This window comes from Clostridioides sp. GD02377, assembly GCF_045899875.1.
GTDB lineage: Bacteria > Bacillota > Clostridia > Peptostreptococcales > Peptostreptococcaceae > Clostridioides > Clostridioides difficile_A.
Genome location: NZ_JBJODA010000001.1, coordinates 224188 through 242744, shown reverse-complemented (window position 1 = coordinate 242744; position 18557 = coordinate 224188). Strand labels below are relative to the sequence as shown.

Sequence of the window (18557 nt, the reverse complement as noted above, 5' to 3'; positions counted from 1 at the left end):
TTGTGTATCTTAAGATAACTATAGGTATATTAAAGAGATTTCGTTGTATTGAGGTTTATAGAGTGAAGAGAGGCATGGTTGCTTATGAAAAAAAGATTTTTACCAATGATTATAGGTTTTGTATTTACTTTCTTTTTTATAAATATCTTTGCTATTATGATATTCGCCAATGAAGTACCAAGTAGTGAAGATAAGGAATATGGTGAAACAAAAAATAGCATAGATAAATATATAGATGGTCAGTTAGACAAGCTAGATATAAATGAAATACAAGACTATATAAATAAGGAAATAGTTATTAATGATGTTAATTTAAAATCGTTTGTAAAAGATTTAATTAGTGGCAAAAAAAATATCTTAGATTTATTTAATAAAGATGGATTGAAGATATTGATGTTTGACGAATTTAAAGCAAGTTTAAAGGTAGTAGCAGTGATTTTAGTACTGGCTTTATTATCATCCATTTTAAAAAGCTTAGAAAACTCTTTTTCATCAGGTGCAGTAAGTCAAATCGCAACATATATAATATTTATCACAATGGTATCACTCACACTTGTTGGATTTAAGGATGTATTACAGATTTGCTATGATGCAATAGACCATACTGTAGGTCTCATGCAAGTTATAATGCCAATATTAATAACATTTTTACTTTTAATTGGATTTCCAATAACATCTACTACTTTGAATCCTATCTTTATAGGAGGAGTAACATTTATAAACGTATTTTTCAAGAACTTTTTATTTGTATCAATTACTGTTGCATTTGGTATTTTAATAATAAACAATTTATCAAAAAATATAAGGTTAAAACGATTTTTCTCCTTTGTAAAGCAAATAAATTATGTTTCTATTGGGGCGATGTTTACCGTTTATTTAGGACTTGTATCTATACAAGGATTGTATGTAACTAGTTTTGATAAATTCAGTGTCAAGACTGCTAAGTTTGCTATAGGTAATTTTATTCCTGTTGTTGGAGGATTTGTATCTGATTCTGTGGATATTCTATTATCTTCATCTCAGCTTATAAAAAATATATTTGGAGGAATAGGGCTTATCTTACTTGTTGGAATTTGTTTACTTCCAGTTATAAAAATTTTATCAGTAATAGTAGTGTACAAGTTAGCTGCAATAATTGTAGAGCCAGTTGGAGAAGATGGGATATCTAATTTTTTAAATGAAGTTGCAAATCTAATGATAATAATGCTAGCATCAGTAATTGCCATAACAATAATGTTCTTTGTAACTGTGGCTATCTTGACATCGATAAGTGTCGTAAGTCAAGGATAATATATATCAATATAAAATTGCATCGAATTTAGAGTTTGTAGAGAGGGGGAAGCTATGTTAGAGGGCATAAAGGCATGGATTGTTAGTGTTTTAATAGGAGCATTTATAGTAAATATAGTAGATATGATTTTACCAAGTTCTAAGATAAAACCTTATGTCAACTTAGTTTTAAACTTTATGTTTGTATTTATTGTAATAACTCCAGTAGTAGGATTTTTTTCAAAAGATATGAGCTTAGAAGATAGAATCTTGAAGTCTATGGGTAACTACAACAAACAATATGTAGATAGTACAAATGCTTTAGCAAAAGAAACTGGAAACAATAGTTTATCTAAAGGATATGAGGATGGTTTAAAAGAAGTGCTTAAATTGAAACTTGATGAGTATGGTTACGATTTAGAAGATATAGAGCTTAACGGAGCAAATATAAATAATATAAAAATAAAAGAAAAAAATGATAGTACAAAAAGTAATAGCAATATTGATGAAGAAAATAAAAATAATAGTACTAAAGAGGATGAAGAAAACATAAACTCTAATGACAAAGAAAATTCTAAACAAGTTTTTAAAAAAGGTACAGAATATGAACTGAACCTAAATGAAAACAAATTAAAAAATGACTTAATAAAGGTGCTTGATGTTTCTATAGAAGATATACAAATTGATAAATAGGAGTTGGGAGAATGTTGAAAAACTTAAATGACAAAGATAAGAGAAAGGTATATTCACTAATAACTATAGCTGGAATCTGTGTGGTGTCATTAGTCTTATTGTCTTGTTTTCCTAGTAGCAAAAGCGATAAACAAGTTGGAAAAACAGAGGCTAACAAAAATACTGAAAAACAAGTTACTAAAGAACAAGAAAAAGATGATTTGGAATCAAAGTTAACAACAATACTATCTAAAATTGATGGTGCAGGGGATGTTGATGTAATGGTTACATTTGAATCAAGTGAAGAAATACAACCTGCTTTTAATTCAAATCAAACAACAGAGACAACAGAGGAAAAAGATGCACAAGGAGGAGAAAGAACAGTTACGACTTCTAGTGAAAATAAAACAATGATAACTTCAAATTCAAGTGACCCTGTAGTTATAAAAACTACAGAGCCAAAGATAAAGGGAGTGATAGTAGTAGCAAGTGGAGCTAATGACCCAAGTGTGAAAGAAACACTTTATAGTGCAGTACAAACATCATTACAAGTAGCTGGACATCAAGTAGAAATATATTCTAAATAAATACATATAACCGGGGGGATAAATGAATGAAGTTTAATTATAAGGGAAGAGGATTTGTAATAATAACTTTAACTGCAATGTTGGTTGTAGTAGGAACAGTAAATTATCAATTGAGTAAGAAATCTTTATTAGAAACATCAAAAGAGTTTAAGGCATATGAAGAAGCTCAATTACAGAAAAATACTGATGATAGTGATAGTAGTAAAACAGAGGATTCTAGTAATGTGAATAAACAAGATGCAAAAGAAAGTGCTGATATAGAAATAGTTGATAGTAAAGCTAGTAAAGTAAAAGAAAAGGTAACTGAAACAAGTAAAGAAATAAAAGAACAACTATCATCTGAGAAAAACATGAAAAAAGCATCTTATATTTTAGATATGAAAATGAATAGAGAAAAGCAAAGAAATGAACTAGTTCAAGATTTAAATGAAATGATAAATAATCCATCTACAACAGAAGAATCTAGAAAAGAAGCTTCTAATATGAAATTAAATATAGTTAAAATTCAAGAAAAAGAACTTCAAATAGAAAATCTCTTGAGTACAAAAGGATATGAAGAAGCATTAGTTTATATAAGTGATAGTAAAGTCAATGTAGTGGTAAATGAAGCTAAATTAGATAAGAAAGATGCAGCAAAAATATTTGACTTAGTTGCAGAACAAGCTAATGTAAAGTATGAAAATATTAAACTTACAAATAATAATAAAAAGTAAAAAATAAACCTCAGAATTAACTGAGGTTATTTTCTTGCAAAGTAGACTTGTATTTGGTATTATTATACTTATAAAAATAGTTCCTTAAAATCAGGAGGTAAGTTTTAATATGGAAGATAATAAGTTTGGACAAGTAAAAATATCTAATGATGTAATAGCTACAATAGCTGGTCTAGCAGCATTAGAAGTTGAAGGCATAGAAACTACAGCAACATTAACAGATAAGTTGTTAAAAAATAATGGAGTAAAAATACAAATAGAAGAAGAGGATGTTAATTTAGATGTAATGGTTATGATAAAATATGGGATGTCAATACCAGATACAGCTTTTAAAGTTCAAGAAAATGTAAAAAATACTGTTGAGACAATGACAGGACTGAAGGTTTCTCAAGTAAATATACACATTCAAGGAATCAGCTTTAAGAAAGATAAAGTTGATAAAGAAGAAGCAAAAGCAACTAAGAAAAATTAATATTAGCCCTCTGAAAAGTCAGAGGGTTTTTTGTTGGCATTTGATTTTTATATAGATAATTAAACTTAAAGGAGAATTTTGATTGATGAAAAAAGATAGGGCACAAAAGAGTACAACAAGAGAATATATAATGAAACTTATATACCAGATAAATATTAATAAGGAAGATTTTGAAACTTTAGATGATAAAGTAGATACTTTTTTAAATGATAATTCAGAACATATTATAAATAGATATGAAGAGCTTGCACTTCAGTATTCAAATAATGCAAATTTAAAGCTAGAAGATACTAAGCTTGAAGATGTTATAGACAGAAACTATATAAGCAGAGTATGCAAAGCACTAAAAGAAAATCATGATAAGATAGATGAGTTAATAAACAAGCATGCTAAAAACTGGACAGTAGATAGAATGCCAAAGGTAGATGTGTCTATACTTAGATTATCTGTATGTGAAATAGCTTATTTGGACACTCCTAATAAAGTGTCAATAAATGAAGCTGTAGAGCTTGCAAAGATATATTGTGATGATAAGTCTCCTAAATTTATAAATGGTATATTGGGAAGTGTTGTTGATGAAATCGGTAAATAATATAATAATTGGAATTGATACTAGCTGCTATACTACTTCTATAGCAGCTATCTCTTTAGATAAGAAAGTTATCTTTAATGAGAAAATAATGCTAGAAGTAAGAGAAAATACAAAAGGACTAAGACAAAGTGAAGCTGTATTCCAGCATGTAAATAATTTAGGGCTTTTAAGTGATAGAGTAAAGTCATTTAAAGATAAGTTTAATATAGAAGGTGTCTGTTCAACTATAAGACCTAGACCAGTTGAAAACTCATATATGCCTGTATTTAATGTAGGATATAATTTTGGAAAGTTATTATCAAGTATATATGGTTGTAGATTTTATGAGACTACTCATCAAGAAAATCACATTGAAGCAAGTTTATTAAATAGTAAGTTAAAAAATAATAATAGATTTATTTCTGTTCATATGTCTGGTGGCACTACAGAGATACTTTTAATAAACAAAATGGATGATAATTATAATATATTGGATAGTAGCTTAGGTGCAATTACCAGAATAAGTAATAAAAAAGATGATAAAAGTAAGCTATACAATAATTTTGGATATAATATAGATATAATTGGAGGAAGTAAAGATATTAGCTTTGGTCAACTTATAGATAGAGTAGGAGTTAAGTTGGGGTATAAGTTTCCTTCAGGAAAATATTTAGATGAAAATGCTTTAAATTGTAACTTTAAAATAGAAAGTGGTCTGAAAACTTCTGTGAGAGATGGATATATGAATTTATCTGGATTAGAGAATCAGGTAAACAAGATTATAAAAGATAATAAAGATAATACTAATCAAAAAGAATATGTATCTAAATTAGTATTAGATTCAGTAGTTAGAAATATGTTTAAATCTTTAGTTTATTTATGTGAAACTTATAATGTAGATGAAGTAGTTTTTGCAGGTGGAGTTTCTGCAAGTAGGTATATTCTTAAAGAATTAAGTCTAAAATTAAGAAAAAAACATATAGAAGCTCATTTTACAGAACCACAATATTCAACTGATAATGCTGTTGGGTGTGCTATAATAGGATTGAATAACTTTTTAGGAGAAAGAGTATGAAACTAAGAGCTTTAGATATAAGTGAAGCAAACTCATATATTAAAAGAATTTTAATAAACGACCCAATACTTTCTAATCTTAAGGTTAAAGGAGAGATTTCCAATTTTAAGGTTCATAGTAGTGGGAATGTATATTTATCACTTAAAGATGAAACATCAAAGTTAAACTGTGTAATTTTTAAAAGTAATTTTAATCGTAATCTAAAATTAGACAATGGTGTGAAAGTTATAGCTAGTGGATACATATCGGTCTACGAAAGAGATGGTGCGTATCAATTATATATTAATGAAATTGAAATAGAGGGAATAGGGAATTTACACATAGAATTTAATAGATTAAAAGAAAAACTTGCTAAAGAAGGTTTATTTGACTCTAAATACAAGATACCTATACCTAAAATGCCAAACTCAATTGGAGTTATAACATCTCCAACAGGTGCTGTTATAAGAGATATAATAAATGTTATAAAAAGAAGATACCCTAAAATTAATATAAAGCTTTATCCAGTAACGGTTCAAGGAGATAAATCAGCAGAAGAAATATGTGAAGCAATCAGATTTTTTAATCATATGAAGAATGTTGATACACTTATAATTGGTAGAGGCGGGGGTTCAATAGAAGAGCTTTGGTCTTTTAATGATGAAATGGTAGCAAGAGAGGTTTTTAATTCTCAGATTCCAATAATATCAGCAGTTGGGCATGAAACTGATTTTACTATTTGTGACTTTGTATCTGATATGAGAGCACCAACACCATCCGCAGCAGCAGAGATTGCTACTCCATCGTTAGATGATATAAATTACAAACTTGGAAATATAAAAAGTAGAATGAGTAAGTCTCTTACAAATCAAATTGAGCTAGACCAATACAGGTTAGAATCAGCATTTAACAAGATAAATAACTATTTAGATTCTTATACAATAAAAGATAAAGTTATACAATTAGATAAAATATATGATAAAATAATTTTTGGAATAGAAAATAATTTGAAATTGGAAGATGAGAAACTAATAAAGATTGGAGCATTACTTCATAATTTAAGTCCATTAGCTACTATGGATAGAGGTTATAGCATAGCCCAAAAAGATGGAAAAGTAATAAACAGTATAAAAGGATTGAAAACAAAAGATAACATAGAGATAGTCTTAAAAGATGGAAATTTGGAATGTATGATAGATAAAATTGAAAATAAAGAGGTATAGTATGAATTTAACTTATGAAGAAGCTTATAAAAGATTAGAGAGTATATTAAATGAACTAGAATCTAAAAATGCTAGCTTAGATGAATCTTTAAGCTTGTATGAAGAAGGTATAAGCCTTTACAAACATTGTAATAAGCTTTTAGATGATGCTAAATTGAAAATAAGTAAATTTAATCAATTAGGAATAGAAGAAGATTTTAAAATTGAGGAGGAATAAAATTGGAATTTAAACAATGTCTGAAAGAAAAAGCAAGTTTTATAGAAAATGTACTTAAAGAATATATGCCTAAAGAAGAAGGGTATCAAAAAACAGTTATTGAAGCTATGAACTACAGTTTAAGTGCTGGAGGCAAGAGATTAAGACCAATACTTACATTAGAAGCTTGTAAAGTAGTTGGAGGTAATGAAGAAGAAGCTATTCCTTTTGCTATGGCCATTGAAATGATACATACATATTCACTAATACATGATGATTTACCAGCTCTTGATAATGATGACTTAAGAAGAGGTAGACCAACAAATCATAAAGTATATGGAGAAGCTATGGGTATTTTGGCAGGCGATGCTTTATTGAATTATGCTTTTGAAGTTATGCTTTCAGGTTCAATCAATAAAGAAAATCCAGAAAAGTATTTAAAAGCTATAAATGAAATTGCTAAAGGTGCTGGTATATATGGCATGATAGGTGGTCAGGTAGTAGATGTAGAAAGTGAAAATAAACAAATTGAAAAAGAAAAATTAGATTATATACATATGAATAAAACTGCAGCAATGATGGTGGGTTGTATGAGAGCAGGAGCTACTATCGGTGGAGCAAATTCAGAACAGATGGAAGAAATAACTAAATATGCAAAAAATATCGGATTATCATTCCAGATAGTAGATGATATACTAGATATAGTGGGAGATGAAGCTAAATTAGGTAAGAAAGTTGGAAGTGATATAGAAAATCACAAGTCAACATACCCATCACTTTTAGGTTTAGATAAATCTAAAGAAATTGCATATAATTTGATTGATGAAGCAAAGAAAAGTATAGAAAAATTATCTGACGATGTAGATTTTTTAAAGGGATTGGCTGAATATATAATAGATAGGGAATACTAAAATATACAGCTAAAATCGAGGAGGGAAAAATGGACTTTTTTTCGGAGATTTTTAACAATGGGGCTTTGGGAATAAGTCTGATTGCTTGTTTCTTAGCACAATTTATAAAAATATTTACTGGCAAGGAAAAAAGAATTGAGTTATCAAGAATACTTATTTCAGGAGGTATGCCTAGTTCCCATAGTTCTTTTGTTACAAGTTTAGCTACAGTGGTAGGTATTGAAAAAGGGTTTAATTCTACTGATTTTGCTATAATTACTGTGCTTGCCCTGATTATAATGTATGACGCAGCAGGTGTTAGACGGGCTGTAGGTAAGCAAGCTATCATATTAAATCAAATAGTAGCGGATATACAGCATGGAAAGCATATAGAGCAGAAGAAATTAAAAGAATTAATAGGTCACACACCACTAGAAGTTTGGTTTGGAGCTTTACTTGGAATAGTAACAGCTTTAATATTGATGTAAATTTAAAATTTACAAAATAAAGGTGAGGATAATATGTATAAATATTTAGATAAAGTAAATTCTCCAAAGGATATAAAAAATATGAGCATAGAAGAAATGGATTTACTTGCAAAAGATATAAGAAAATTTTTAGTAAAATCTGTTTCTAAGACAGGCGGGCACTTAGCTTCTAATTTAGGAGTAGTTGAGCTAACATTAGCACTTCATAAAGTGTTTGACAGTCCTAAAGATAAAATCGTATGGGATGTAGGACATCAATCTTATGTTCATAAAATAGTTACTGGAAGAAAAGATTATTTTGTATCTTTAAGACAATTTAATGGACTAAGTGGTTTTCCAAAGGAGAGTGAAAGTCCTCATGATATTTTTGACACAGGACATAGTAGTACATCTATTTCTGTAGCTACAGGTATTGCCTGTGCTAGAGACATAAAAAAAGAAAACTATAGTGTTATATCTGTAATTGGAGATGGTTCTATAACTGGAGGTATGGCACTTGAAGCTTTAAATCAATTAGGATATATCAATACCAATATGATAGTAATTCTTAATGATAATGAAATGTCCATAGATAAAAATGTTGGTGGAATGTCTAAATATCTGTCAAGTATTATAAGAAACTCAACAGTTGAAAAAATGACAGATGAAGTTGATAAAATTTTAAATGTTACACAAACAGGTGAGATTTTATCTAAGACTGCACATAGATTTAAAGATAAGTTAATGTATAGCTTTTCGCCTCAAGATTGTTCATTTTTTGATTCATTAGGTATAAAATATTATGGTCCTATAGATGGTCATAATACTAAAGAATTAATAGATACATTGAGAAAGGCTAAACATAAAAAAGGGCCTGTACTTTTACATGTAATTACGAAAAAAGGAAAAGGGTACAGATTTGCAGAGGAGCAACCTGATAAATATCATGGAGTATCAAAGTTTGATATAAAGACAGGAGTAACATCTTCAAAAGTTAAGTCTATGTCAGTTAGTGTTGGAGAAAAACTGGTTGATATGGCTAGTAATAATGAAGATATAGTAGCAATAACGGCTGCAATGCCATCTGGTACTGGGTTAAATTTATTTGAAAGAGCATACCCAAAAAGATATTATGATGTTGGTATAGCTGAACAACACGCAACAGGGTTTGCAGCAGGTCTTGCAAAAAGTGGGATGAAACCTTACTTTGCTGTATATTCATCGTTTTTGCAAAGAGCATACGACCAAATTATTCATGATGTATGTATAACTAAAAAGCCAGTTACTTTTCTTATAGATAGAGCTGGACTAGTTGGAAATGATGGAGAAACTCATCATGGTATGTTTGATTTAAGTTACTTGAATTCTATTCCAAATATTGTAGTAATGGCACCAAAAGATACAAGAGAGATGGAACTTATGATGGATTTATCATTAAAGCTAGACTATCCATCAGCAATTAGATATCCAAGAGGAAATAGCTATTACTTGGACAAGGGAGAATATAAAGAACTTGTATTAGGAAAGTATGAAGTATTAGATGATGGACAAGATACAGTTATACTTTCTATTGGAAGTATGGTGAAACATGCTTTAGAAGCTAAAGAACTATTGTTGAAGGAAGGAATAAATCCAACAATAGTTAATGCTAGATTCTTAAAGCCAATGGATGAAGATATGTTGAATATTTTATTAAAGAATCACAAAAATGTAGTTACAATAGAAGATAACATTGTAACTGGAGGGTTTGGAAGTAGAATAAACAAGTTTATTATAGATAATGAGCATAAGGTAAATATACTCAATATAGCAATACCAGAAGAATTTATAAAACATGGTAATGCAGATGAATTATATGATTTTGTAGGACTATCACCAAAAGGTATTGCTGATAAAATAAAAAAGTTAGTTATTAAATAAAAAATTAATGAAAATATTATAAATTAAGACTGATATAAAATATAAAATTTATCAATTAAATAAATATCAGGTGTGTTACTTTAAGCTACTTTAGTTATTATTAAAGTAGCTTTTAACAGAAAGGTAATTTTATGAAAAAGAGAATAGATTTATTGTTAGTAGAACAAGGTCATTTTGAAAGTAGAGAAAGAGCTAAAAAAGCAATAATGGCTGGTCTAGTTTTTGTTGATAATCAAAGATGTGATAAGGCTGGTACAGAAGTAAAAGAGGACTGTAATATACAAGTAAAAGGAAATCCAATACCATACGTTAGTAGAGGTGGTTTAAAGCTTGAAAAAGCTATGAAAAACTTTGATTTAACTATTGATGGAAAAGTATGTATGGATATAGGTGCATCTACAGGTGGTTTTACAGATTGTATGTTAAAAAATGGAGCAATAAAAGTATTTTCTATAGATGTTGGTTATGGGCAACTTGCTTGGAAATTAAGACAAGATGATAGAGTTGTGTGTATGGAGAGAACAAATATAAGAAATGTGACAATAGAAGATACAAAGCAGTTTGCGGATTTCGCATCAATTGATGTGTCTTTTATATCATTAAAACTAGTACTTCCAAAAGCTAAGGAGTTAGTACGTCATGACGGAGAAATTGTCGCTTTAATTAAACCACAATTTGAGGCAGGAAGAGAAAAAGTAGGTAAAAAAGGTGTAGTTAGAGAAAAATCTACACATATAGAAGTCATAAAAATGATTTCTGACTTTTCTGTTGGAAATGGATTTGAAATTTTAGGATTAGACTTTTCTCCAATTAAAGGGCCAGAAGGAAATATAGAGTATCTAATTCATCTGAGAAATGGAAATGAAGGTTATGAGTTTGATAGTAACACATACGATAATAAAATAGTGGAAGTCGTTGAGGCTTCACATAATTTAGACAAATAGGCTAAAAGGGGGCTTAGACTTGATCCTCGAATTATATATGAAAAATTGTGCTTTAGTTGAAGAGCTAAGGTTGAGTATTGATAAAAATTTAAATATACTTACAGGTGAAACTGGTTCAGGAAAATCTATAATAATAGATGCGCTTGGACTTTGTCTAGGTGATAAATATGATAGGTCTTTTCTAAGAAAAGGAACAGACAAGGGACTTGTTGAAGCCGTATTTTTATCAGATAATATATATCTAAAAAAAATACTAGACGAAAATGATATAAGTATAGAAGATGATAATTTGTTAGTCATAACTAGATTGATATATTCAGATGGAAAGAGCACTGCTAGAATAAATGGAAGAACTGTTAAAGTATCTCTTCTTAGAGAAATCGCATCAACACTTATAGATATACATGGTCAACATCAAAATCAGGCTTTATTTAATAAAGACACTCATTTGAAATTTCTAGACCTTTTTGGAGAGAATGAATTAGAAAAATTCAAAGTTGCCTATAAAAAAGTGTACAACAAGTATAGTGAAGTAAAAAAGGCTTTAAATTGTTTAACAGAAAATAAGGATGAGATGCAAATTCAAAGAGAAATAGATTTGTTAAAATTTCAAATAAATGAAATTGAGGTAGCAAATTTAAATAAGAATGAATATGAAGATTTATTAAAACAAAGAGAAGTTTATAGAAATAGTGAAAAGATATATAATAACTTGAATTTAAGTTATAGCAAGTTACATAATGGTGAGTATAATGTTATTGACCTAATAGGTCTTGCATCTAAAGAACTTAATGACATATCAAAATATGATAGTGTTTTGAGTGAATATAGTGATACTGTAGAAAGAATTATGTATGAGTTACAAGATATATCTAGTGATATAAGAAATTACAAAGATAATATAGACTTTGAGCCTTATGAATTAGAGCAGATTGAACTTAGAATTGATGAGATTAACAATTTAAGAAGAAAATATGGAGATAGTATAGACGATATATTTGAGTATTATGAAAAGATAAAAGATAGATTAGACGAGATACTAAATAGAGATGAAAGAGTTGAACAGTTAAAAAGTCAACTTATGAATATAGAAGAAGATTTAAAAATAAAAGCTAATAAATTGACTAAAGCAAGAACAGAAGTAGCAACTACTTTAGAGAAAATACTTCTTGATGAATTAAAAAGCTTAAACATGAAAAATGTAATGTTCAAAGTTAATTTTGAAGAAGGCCCATTTACTTTAAATGGAATAGATGATATTGAATTTATGATATCTTTTAACTTAGGGGAAGATATTAAACCTATATATAAAGTTGCATCAGGTGGTGAGATGTCTAGGTTTATGTTGGCATTTAAGACAATCTTGGCTGATATAGATGATATTGATACATTAGTGTTTGATGAAATAGATACAGGTATAAGTGGTATAGCAGCACAAATTGTTGGTGAGAAATTGAGTGATATAGCAAAGAAAAAGCAAATAATATGTATAACACACTTACCTCAAATTGCGGCAAATGCTGACACTCATTATTGTATAGAGAAAGATACTTCAAATAATAGGACATTTACTAATGTTAGTAAATTAAATCAATCTCAAAGAAAAAATGAAATTGCTAGGCTTATAGCAGGTAATAATATAACAGAGAAAACTATCGAACATGCAAGTGAAATCATTGAAATGGCTAAAAAATGCTAGTGAAGAAAGGTTGTTCTAAATAGGTGTAAAGAATTTTCTATCTGAATACTTTACATCTATTTTTTATGATTAAATTATTTAGTGAGTATATTAAAAATATAAAATTTAAAAGTTATATCAATTTGTAACTTTGAAATTTTTAGATGCTTAAGTATAATATTATGTATAAGGTATTAGTGAGGGGGGCATAAATTGAATAAAAAAAATACTATGCACTTAATTTTTACAATTGTAATTTTTATTTTATTATGGTATATGATATTGACAATGAATGAAATTAACAAAAACATAGAAAACTATAATAATAAATTAGAGTATTTGTCACAAGAAATTATGAATACCAAGTCAGATATTAGTAATACGATAAATGAAGAAATGTCAAAAAGCTATATAACTAAAAGTATTGATTTAAAAGTTAAAAAGCTTGAAAAAGAAGAATGTACTATTGAGGTAGATATTCAATTGAGTAAGTTGGGTAAAGATGGCAAGGTATTTTTTATGTATAAAGAAGATAATGATAAATGGAATGAAATTGAAATGACAAAACACGGAGAATTATCGTATACTTGTGAGATGAAAATAAAGACAGGTAATGAATATGACTATAAAGTAGTTACAAGTGGGACCATATCTGAAAGCTCAGATGTACAAAAGCTAACCACATCTGATTATATGCCTGAACAACCTGTATTTAATTCTGGAATAAGGGATAATAAAGAATATTTTATTGAAATAATAGAAAATAGTAATCTCTTAAATCATGAAAGTGAAAAGTCAAAAAATAAAGCCTATAATAGTATCAAATTGAAGAAAGTAGATATTATTGTAAATGAAGGGAAAAAAGATACTGTGTATAAAGCAAAATCTGTTAAAGTATTAGATGCTGATAAAGATAATAGTCCAAATGAAAGTCAAGTAAATTATGAAGCAACTTTCCCTAAAAGGGATATTGGTAGTATAGTCTATATTAAAGCCAAACTTACATACAATAATGGAGTAGAGTACATAAAGGATATAACTGAAGATATAACTATGAGTTTACAAGATTTGGAAAAATAAATACATATACAAATAAATTTGGTCAATAAAATAGAGTATAAATAAAATTGCAGTAGTTTTATTTATACTCTATTAAATAAAATTATAATTTTAATTCCATATATCTAGCGCCTTCAATTGGATTATAAGTATACGGTTCTATATCATAGAAACCAAGCTTTTCGTATAGTCTTTGAGCACTTTTCATGCTTGGAAGAGTGTCTAATCTCATATAGGCATATCCAATTTTTTTAGCTTCTTTAACAATTTCTTCTAATAGTATTTTTCCTATCTTTAGTCCTCTAAATTGATTTCTTACAAATAATCTTTTTAATTCACATACTTTGTCTTCAAGCTTTTTTAAAGCAACACAACCTGCTAAATTTTCATCGACAAATACTAATATCAATGAACCTGAAGGTTTTATATATTTTCCTGGAAGTGTTTTTAATTCGTTATTAAAGTCTTGAAAACATAAGTCTATATCTAGAGAATTTGAATATTCAGTAAATAAAATTTTTACATTTTCAAGATTTTCCAAGTCTTCTTCTTCAACAAATTTTAAACTTATATTTTGAGCCATTTTATCCATCATTATATAAATATGTTTATATAATGATTTCACCTCCTTGATAGATGTATATTTTGTTAATATCAATTAGATTTTAATACCATTACTTTTTCACCGCCATAGTCAAGCTCTCCATTAAACTCAAATCCAAAATCTTTATAAAGCTTGATAGCTGTTTTGTTGTTATCAAATATACTAAGATACAATTCGTCACAATTATATTCTTTTTTAAGAAGGTTTATAAGAAAATCTAAGGATGCTTTTCCATATCCTTTGCCTTGATATTTTGAATCAATCATAAATCTATCAAGCCAAACTCTATCATCTTCTAAGCGACCATACATAGCGAATCCTATTAATGAATTTTCATCATATATTCCTACAGGTATCCAAGCTGTTATAAATTTAGATTCAGCAATAGAAAGTGCATTACTTTCTATATAATCTAATTGACTTTTATCTACAGACAAATCAACTAAATCACGCCAATTATTTACGTCTGCAATTCTTACATTTAATTTCAAGATATTACCGCCCTTCAAACTTTTTCTTACAATATAATACTATCATATTATATATTAAAAATCACTTAGTAAGATGTTTAATAAGGTTTTTAAATGAATAAATTTTCTGGAAAAAGGAATTATAAATACATAATAATACAGCATAGGAGTAGATGAACATATGAACAAATCAAATAAAAATTTAAAAAATATTTGGATAATATTAGGAGCTGTATCGATTTTTATGATGGTTATAATCTTTCAAAATAAGAATTGTAATATAAATAAAGAGACTCCAATAGAAGCTTTTACAATTAAGAATCATGATAAAAAATTTGTATATCCACTTGGCAACATAGTTGGAGTAAAAGCCAATACAGATGGTGTATTGGTCTTAGGATATGAGGAAGAAGATGTAGATTATATTGGAGGCATACAAATTGGTGACAATATAGTAAAAATAGATAATAAAAGGATAAAAAATGGTCAAGATGTATCAGAAATTCTAAATAAAGCTAAGAAAAGTAAAGTTGAAGTTACTTTTGAGAGAAAAAATAAATACAAGACAGAAGTAATAGAAACTAAAAAAGAGAATGGTAAATATAAGCTTGGTCTTTGGGTAAGAGATAAGATATCTGGAATTGGAACTATGACTTTTTATGACCCTAGCATGGAAAAGTTCAAAGCAATTGGTCATGCCATAAAAGATTCGGATACTAATGAACTATTAAAAATAAAACAAGGATATATATATAAGCCAGAAAAGCTAAAAATAGTAAAGGCTAGTAATGAAAAAATAGGTAAAATAAAAGGCGACTTTAATGATAGCAATTTAATGGGTAATTTCTCGAATAACTCAGAGTTAGGTATAAGTGGTAATATCACAGAGAAACAGAATAAAGAATTTAATTTAGCGAATAAAGAAATGCAATTGATAGAAGTTGGCCGCCCACAAGATGTAAAAATAGGAGATGCAGTCATTCTTTTTGAAGATAAAAATAAAAATATAACAAGCTATGATATAAAAATAGAAAGTATAGTATATGATAAAGGAAATTATAGAGATATGGTAATAAAAGTAGTAGATGATAAGTTATTGGAATACACAGGAGGTATTGTGCAGGGGATGAGTGGAGCTCCAATAATACAAAATAATAAAATTATTGGTGCAATAACTCATGTTTTTAGAGATAATCCGAAAAAAGGATATGGTATTTTTATAGATGAAATGATAAAATTGTAGGTGAGGCATTAAAAAATTTTATTATTTTATCAATTATCTAGAAGGAATATAATTTTGAAGTGTCGAATATGCATTAGAGTAGATAATTAAGAGCAATTGTGTAAAAAGTTTAGTTTTCTGTAATAAGAAGATGTTTTTTAATGGGGGGATTTTTAGTGGAAAAAATCAAAATAGTTTTAGCAGATGACAATAAGGATTTTTGTCAGGTATTAAAAGAGTATTTGTCTAATGAGGATGATATCGATATATTAGGCATAGCTAAGGATGGAATTGAAGCATTAGACTTAGTAAAAAAGACACAACCGGACTTATTAATATTAGACGTAATAATGCCACATCTAGATGGATTAGGTGTAATTGAAAAATTGAATACAATGGATATACCTAAAATGCCAAAAATAATAGTACTATCAGCAGTAGGTCAAGATAAGATAACTCAAAGCGCAATAAATCTAGGAGCAGATTACTACATAGTAAAGCCGTTTGATTTTGTTGTGTTTATAAACAGAATTAGAGAATTGGTTTCTAATAGAGTTGCTCAAGTTGAGCCAAAGCCTAGACCAGTTCAAGAAACTCAAATGACTAGAAGTGATTTCGTTAAGAATGTAGGGAATATAGAAACAGAAATCACAAATATAATACATGAAATAGGAGTACCAGCTCATATAAAAGGATATTTATATTTAAGAGAAGCAATAAAAATGGTTATTGATAATGTTGAGCTTTTAGGTGCAGTAACAAAAGAGTTATATCCAAGTATAGCTAAAAAATTCAATACAACACCAAGTAGAGTTGAGAGAGCGATAAGACATGCGATAGAGGTTGCGTGGAGTAGAGGAAAAGTTGACACAATAAATCAACTATTTGGATATACAGTACACAATACTAAAGGAAAACCAACTAACTCGGAATTTATAGCAATGATTGCTGATAAATTAAGACTAGAGCATAGTATGGTTAAATAAATAGACACAAAAAGTAGGGCTTTTTAATTAAGGCATTGGCGATAAATATGTATTACAAGTAGCGAAATGGTATAACCAGTAGGGTTATACTGTTTCGCTATTTTAATAAGTATAAAATTTTTTCTTTATTTTTTCTTTACTATTCGTTCAATATATTAATATAATAAATTTATTTATACTATGCTTATAGTATATGTCTTTATAAGTTACAAAATGGAAGGAGTTTATTTTTTAAGAATGAATGTTGAATAAAATATAATAAACTTTATATTTTAAAGAATATTGTTGAATGTGTTAAATAAAAAAATAATAGAATATAGTATTATAAATGCCAAAGATGCAAAACAAACTTAAAACATTTATTTTATTGTTAAGTAATGCTATAATATAATGTGATTTTAATAATGATAGTGGAGGTTTAAAAATGAGAGTCGAGGCCCCTATAAAAGTAGATCGAAAAACCAAAAAACTTGCTAAAAGAGTTGAAAGTGGGGAAATAGCAGTTATAAATCATATCGATATAGATGAAGTTGCTGCAAACTCTTTAGTAGAAGCTAAAATAAAACTTGTCATAAATGCGTCTCCTTCTATAAGTGGTAGGTATCCCAATAAAGGTCCAGGGATATTAACTGAAAATAATATACTAATAATTGATAATATTGGAGAAGAATTATTTGAAGAATTAAAAGAAGGAGAAACTATAGAAGTTGTAGATGGAAAGATATATAGAAAAGGAAAATTTTTAGGTGCAGGCGAAGTTTTAGACAAGTATGAAGTTTCACACCAAATAAAGGCTGCTTATGAGAATTTAGCTGTAGAATTGGATAGATTTATAGATAATACTATAGATTATGCTAAAAAAGAAAAAGGATTTATACTTGGAGAAGTAGAAATTCCAAAAGTGAAAACTAATTACGCTAATAAACATGTATTGATAGTTGTAAGAGGTCAGGACTATAAAGAAGATTTGAGTACAATGCTTTCTTATATAGAAGAGGTAAAGCCAGTCTTGGTTGGTGTTGATGGTGGAGCAGATGCTTTAATTGAGTTTGGATATACTCCAGATGTAATCGTAGGAGATATGGATAGTGTAAGTGATGAAGCTTTAAAAAAGGCTAGCGAAATAGTAGTACATGCTTATACAGATGGAAGGGCTCCAGGTCTTAAGAGGGTTCAGGAATTAGGCCTAGATGCAATTGTATTTCCTGCACCAGGAACTAGTGAAGATATAGCTATGCTTATTGCTTATGAGTATAAGGCAGAGTTAATAGTAGCAGTTGGAACACATTCAAATATGATTGATTTCCTAGAAAAAGGTAGAAAAGGTATGGCAAGTACTTTTCTAGTTAGGCTTAAAATAGGTTCAAGACTTATAGACGCTAAAGGTGTCAATCTGTTATACAGAAGTAAATTAAAAATAAAGTACATATGGGCATTAATAGCAACAGCTTTGTTCCCTGTATTGGTAGTCGCATCACTATCACCAGGCGTTCAACAATTTATACAACTAATGCAATTAAAGTTTAGAGTATTATTACAGATGTAAATTTTAGGAGGATA

The 18557-nt window shown here is 28.4% G+C and carries 20 protein-coding genes; 18 read left to right on the top strand and 2 right to left on the bottom strand.

All coding sequences use genetic code 11. The features are described from left to right. Positions 1-84: 84 nt before the first annotated feature. From spoIIIAE to Q3304_RS01080, 15 genes are all read left to right on the top strand, one after another. A complete protein-coding gene (gene spoIIIAE, locus Q3304_RS01150) occupies positions 85-1290 on the top strand; it encodes a stage III sporulation protein AE (protein WP_054269703.1) in 1206 nt (401 codons plus the stop codon). Positions 1291-1344: 54 nt separating this feature from the next. Then, on the top strand, positions 1345-1962 hold the full coding sequence (locus Q3304_RS01145; RefSeq protein ID WP_407813330.1) for a stage III sporulation protein AF: 618 nt from the start codon (positions 1345-1347) through the stop codon (positions 1960-1962). Positions 1963-1973: 11 nt separating this feature from the next. Then, positions 1974-2528 (top strand): hypothetical protein, encoded by a 555-nt coding sequence (locus Q3304_RS01140; RefSeq protein ID WP_054269705.1) that lies wholly within the window; start codon positions 1974-1976, stop codon positions 2526-2528. Positions 2529-2554: 26 nt separating this feature from the next. Then, complete coding sequence (locus Q3304_RS01135; protein WP_054269706.1) at positions 2555-3241, top strand: SpoIIIAH-like family protein; 687 nt, start codon at positions 2555-2557, stop codon at positions 3239-3241. A 109-nt stretch (positions 3242-3350) separates the two neighbouring features. Beyond that, on the top strand, positions 3351-3713 hold the full coding sequence (locus Q3304_RS01130; RefSeq protein ID WP_021383951.1) for an Asp23/Gls24 family envelope stress response protein: 363 nt from the start codon (positions 3351-3353) through the stop codon (positions 3711-3713). An 85-nt stretch (positions 3714-3798) separates the two neighbouring features. Further along, a complete protein-coding gene (gene nusB, locus Q3304_RS01125) occupies positions 3799-4305 on the top strand; it encodes a transcription antitermination factor NusB (RefSeq protein WP_054269707.1) in 507 nt (168 codons plus the stop codon). Then, the gene (locus Q3304_RS01120; RefSeq protein WP_054269708.1) at positions 4289-5359 is read left to right on the top strand and encodes an O-sialoglycoprotein endopeptidase; all 1071 of its coding nucleotides are present in this window, start codon (positions 4289-4291) and stop codon (positions 5357-5359) included. The genes nusB and Q3304_RS01120 overlap by 17 nt, the downstream gene beginning before the upstream one ends. Further along, the gene (gene xseA, locus Q3304_RS01115) at positions 5356-6561 is read left to right on the top strand and encodes an exodeoxyribonuclease VII large subunit (protein WP_054269709.1); all 1206 of its coding nucleotides are present in this window, start codon (positions 5356-5358) and stop codon (positions 6559-6561) included. Before Q3304_RS01120 ends, xseA begins: the two co-directional genes overlap by 4 nt. Position 6562: 1 nt before the next feature. Beyond that, a complete protein-coding gene (gene xseB / locus Q3304_RS01110) occupies positions 6563-6778 on the top strand; it encodes an exodeoxyribonuclease VII small subunit (protein ID WP_003419178.1) in 216 nt (71 codons plus the stop codon). Positions 6779-6780: 2 nt separating this feature from the next. Next, positions 6781-7668, top strand: coding sequence for a polyprenyl synthetase family protein (locus Q3304_RS01105; RefSeq protein ID WP_054269710.1), 888 nt, complete (start codon positions 6781-6783; stop codon positions 7666-7668). A 29-nt stretch (positions 7669-7697) separates the two neighbouring features. Then, a complete protein-coding gene (locus Q3304_RS01100; protein ID WP_021383959.1) occupies positions 7698-8135 on the top strand; it encodes a divergent PAP2 family protein in 438 nt (145 codons plus the stop codon). Between the two features lie 33 nt (positions 8136-8168). Beyond that, positions 8169-10034: a 1-deoxy-D-xylulose-5-phosphate synthase gene (gene dxs / locus Q3304_RS01095; protein WP_407813331.1), complete on the top strand. Its 1866-nt coding sequence runs from the start codon at positions 8169-8171 to the stop codon at positions 10032-10034. Between the two features lie 131 nt (positions 10035-10165). Continuing rightward, on the top strand, positions 10166-10978 hold the full coding sequence (locus Q3304_RS01090; protein WP_407813332.1) for a TlyA family RNA methyltransferase: 813 nt from the start codon (positions 10166-10168) through the stop codon (positions 10976-10978). Positions 10979-10997: 19 nt separating this feature from the next. After that, positions 10998-12677 carry a DNA repair protein RecN gene (gene recN / locus Q3304_RS01085; RefSeq protein ID WP_054276254.1) on the top strand — a complete coding sequence of 560 codons (1680 nt, stop codon included), beginning with the start codon at positions 10998-11000 and terminating at the stop codon, positions 12675-12677. Between the two features lie 192 nt (positions 12678-12869). Further along, entirely contained in the window at positions 12870-13736 is an 867-nt protein-coding gene (locus Q3304_RS01080) for a hypothetical protein (protein WP_407813333.1), read from the top strand. 82 nt (positions 13737-13818) lie between these two features. Here the strand turns inward: Q3304_RS01080 and Q3304_RS01075 are convergent, their stop codons facing one another. After that, positions 13819-14310, bottom strand: a complete 492-nt coding sequence (locus Q3304_RS01075) for a GNAT family N-acetyltransferase (protein WP_407813334.1) — start codon at positions 14308-14310, stop codon at positions 13819-13821. A gap of 59 nt (positions 14311-14369) precedes the next feature. Continuing rightward, on the bottom strand, positions 14370-14810 hold the full coding sequence (locus Q3304_RS01070; protein ID WP_054269716.1) for an N-acetyltransferase: 441 nt from the start codon (positions 14808-14810) through the stop codon (positions 14370-14372). A 160-nt stretch (positions 14811-14970) separates the two neighbouring features. Between Q3304_RS01070 and Q3304_RS01065 the strand changes: the two genes are divergently transcribed. The 3 genes from Q3304_RS01065 (at position 14971) to steA (ending at position 18543) form a co-directional block, all read left to right on the top strand. Beyond that, positions 14971-16032, top strand: coding sequence for a SpoIVB peptidase S55 domain-containing protein (locus tag Q3304_RS01065; protein ID WP_054269717.1), 1062 nt, complete (start codon positions 14971-14973; stop codon positions 16030-16032). Positions 16033-16172: 140 nt separating this feature from the next. After that, a complete protein-coding gene (spo0A, locus tag Q3304_RS01060; protein ID WP_021383996.1) occupies positions 16173-16997 on the top strand; it encodes a sporulation transcription factor Spo0A in 825 nt (274 codons plus the stop codon). A gap of 424 nt (positions 16998-17421) precedes the next feature. Beyond that, positions 17422-18543: a putative cytokinetic ring protein SteA gene (steA, locus tag Q3304_RS01055; protein WP_407813335.1), complete on the top strand. Its 1122-nt coding sequence runs from the start codon at positions 17422-17424 to the stop codon at positions 18541-18543. Positions 18544-18557 lie beyond the last annotated feature (14 nt).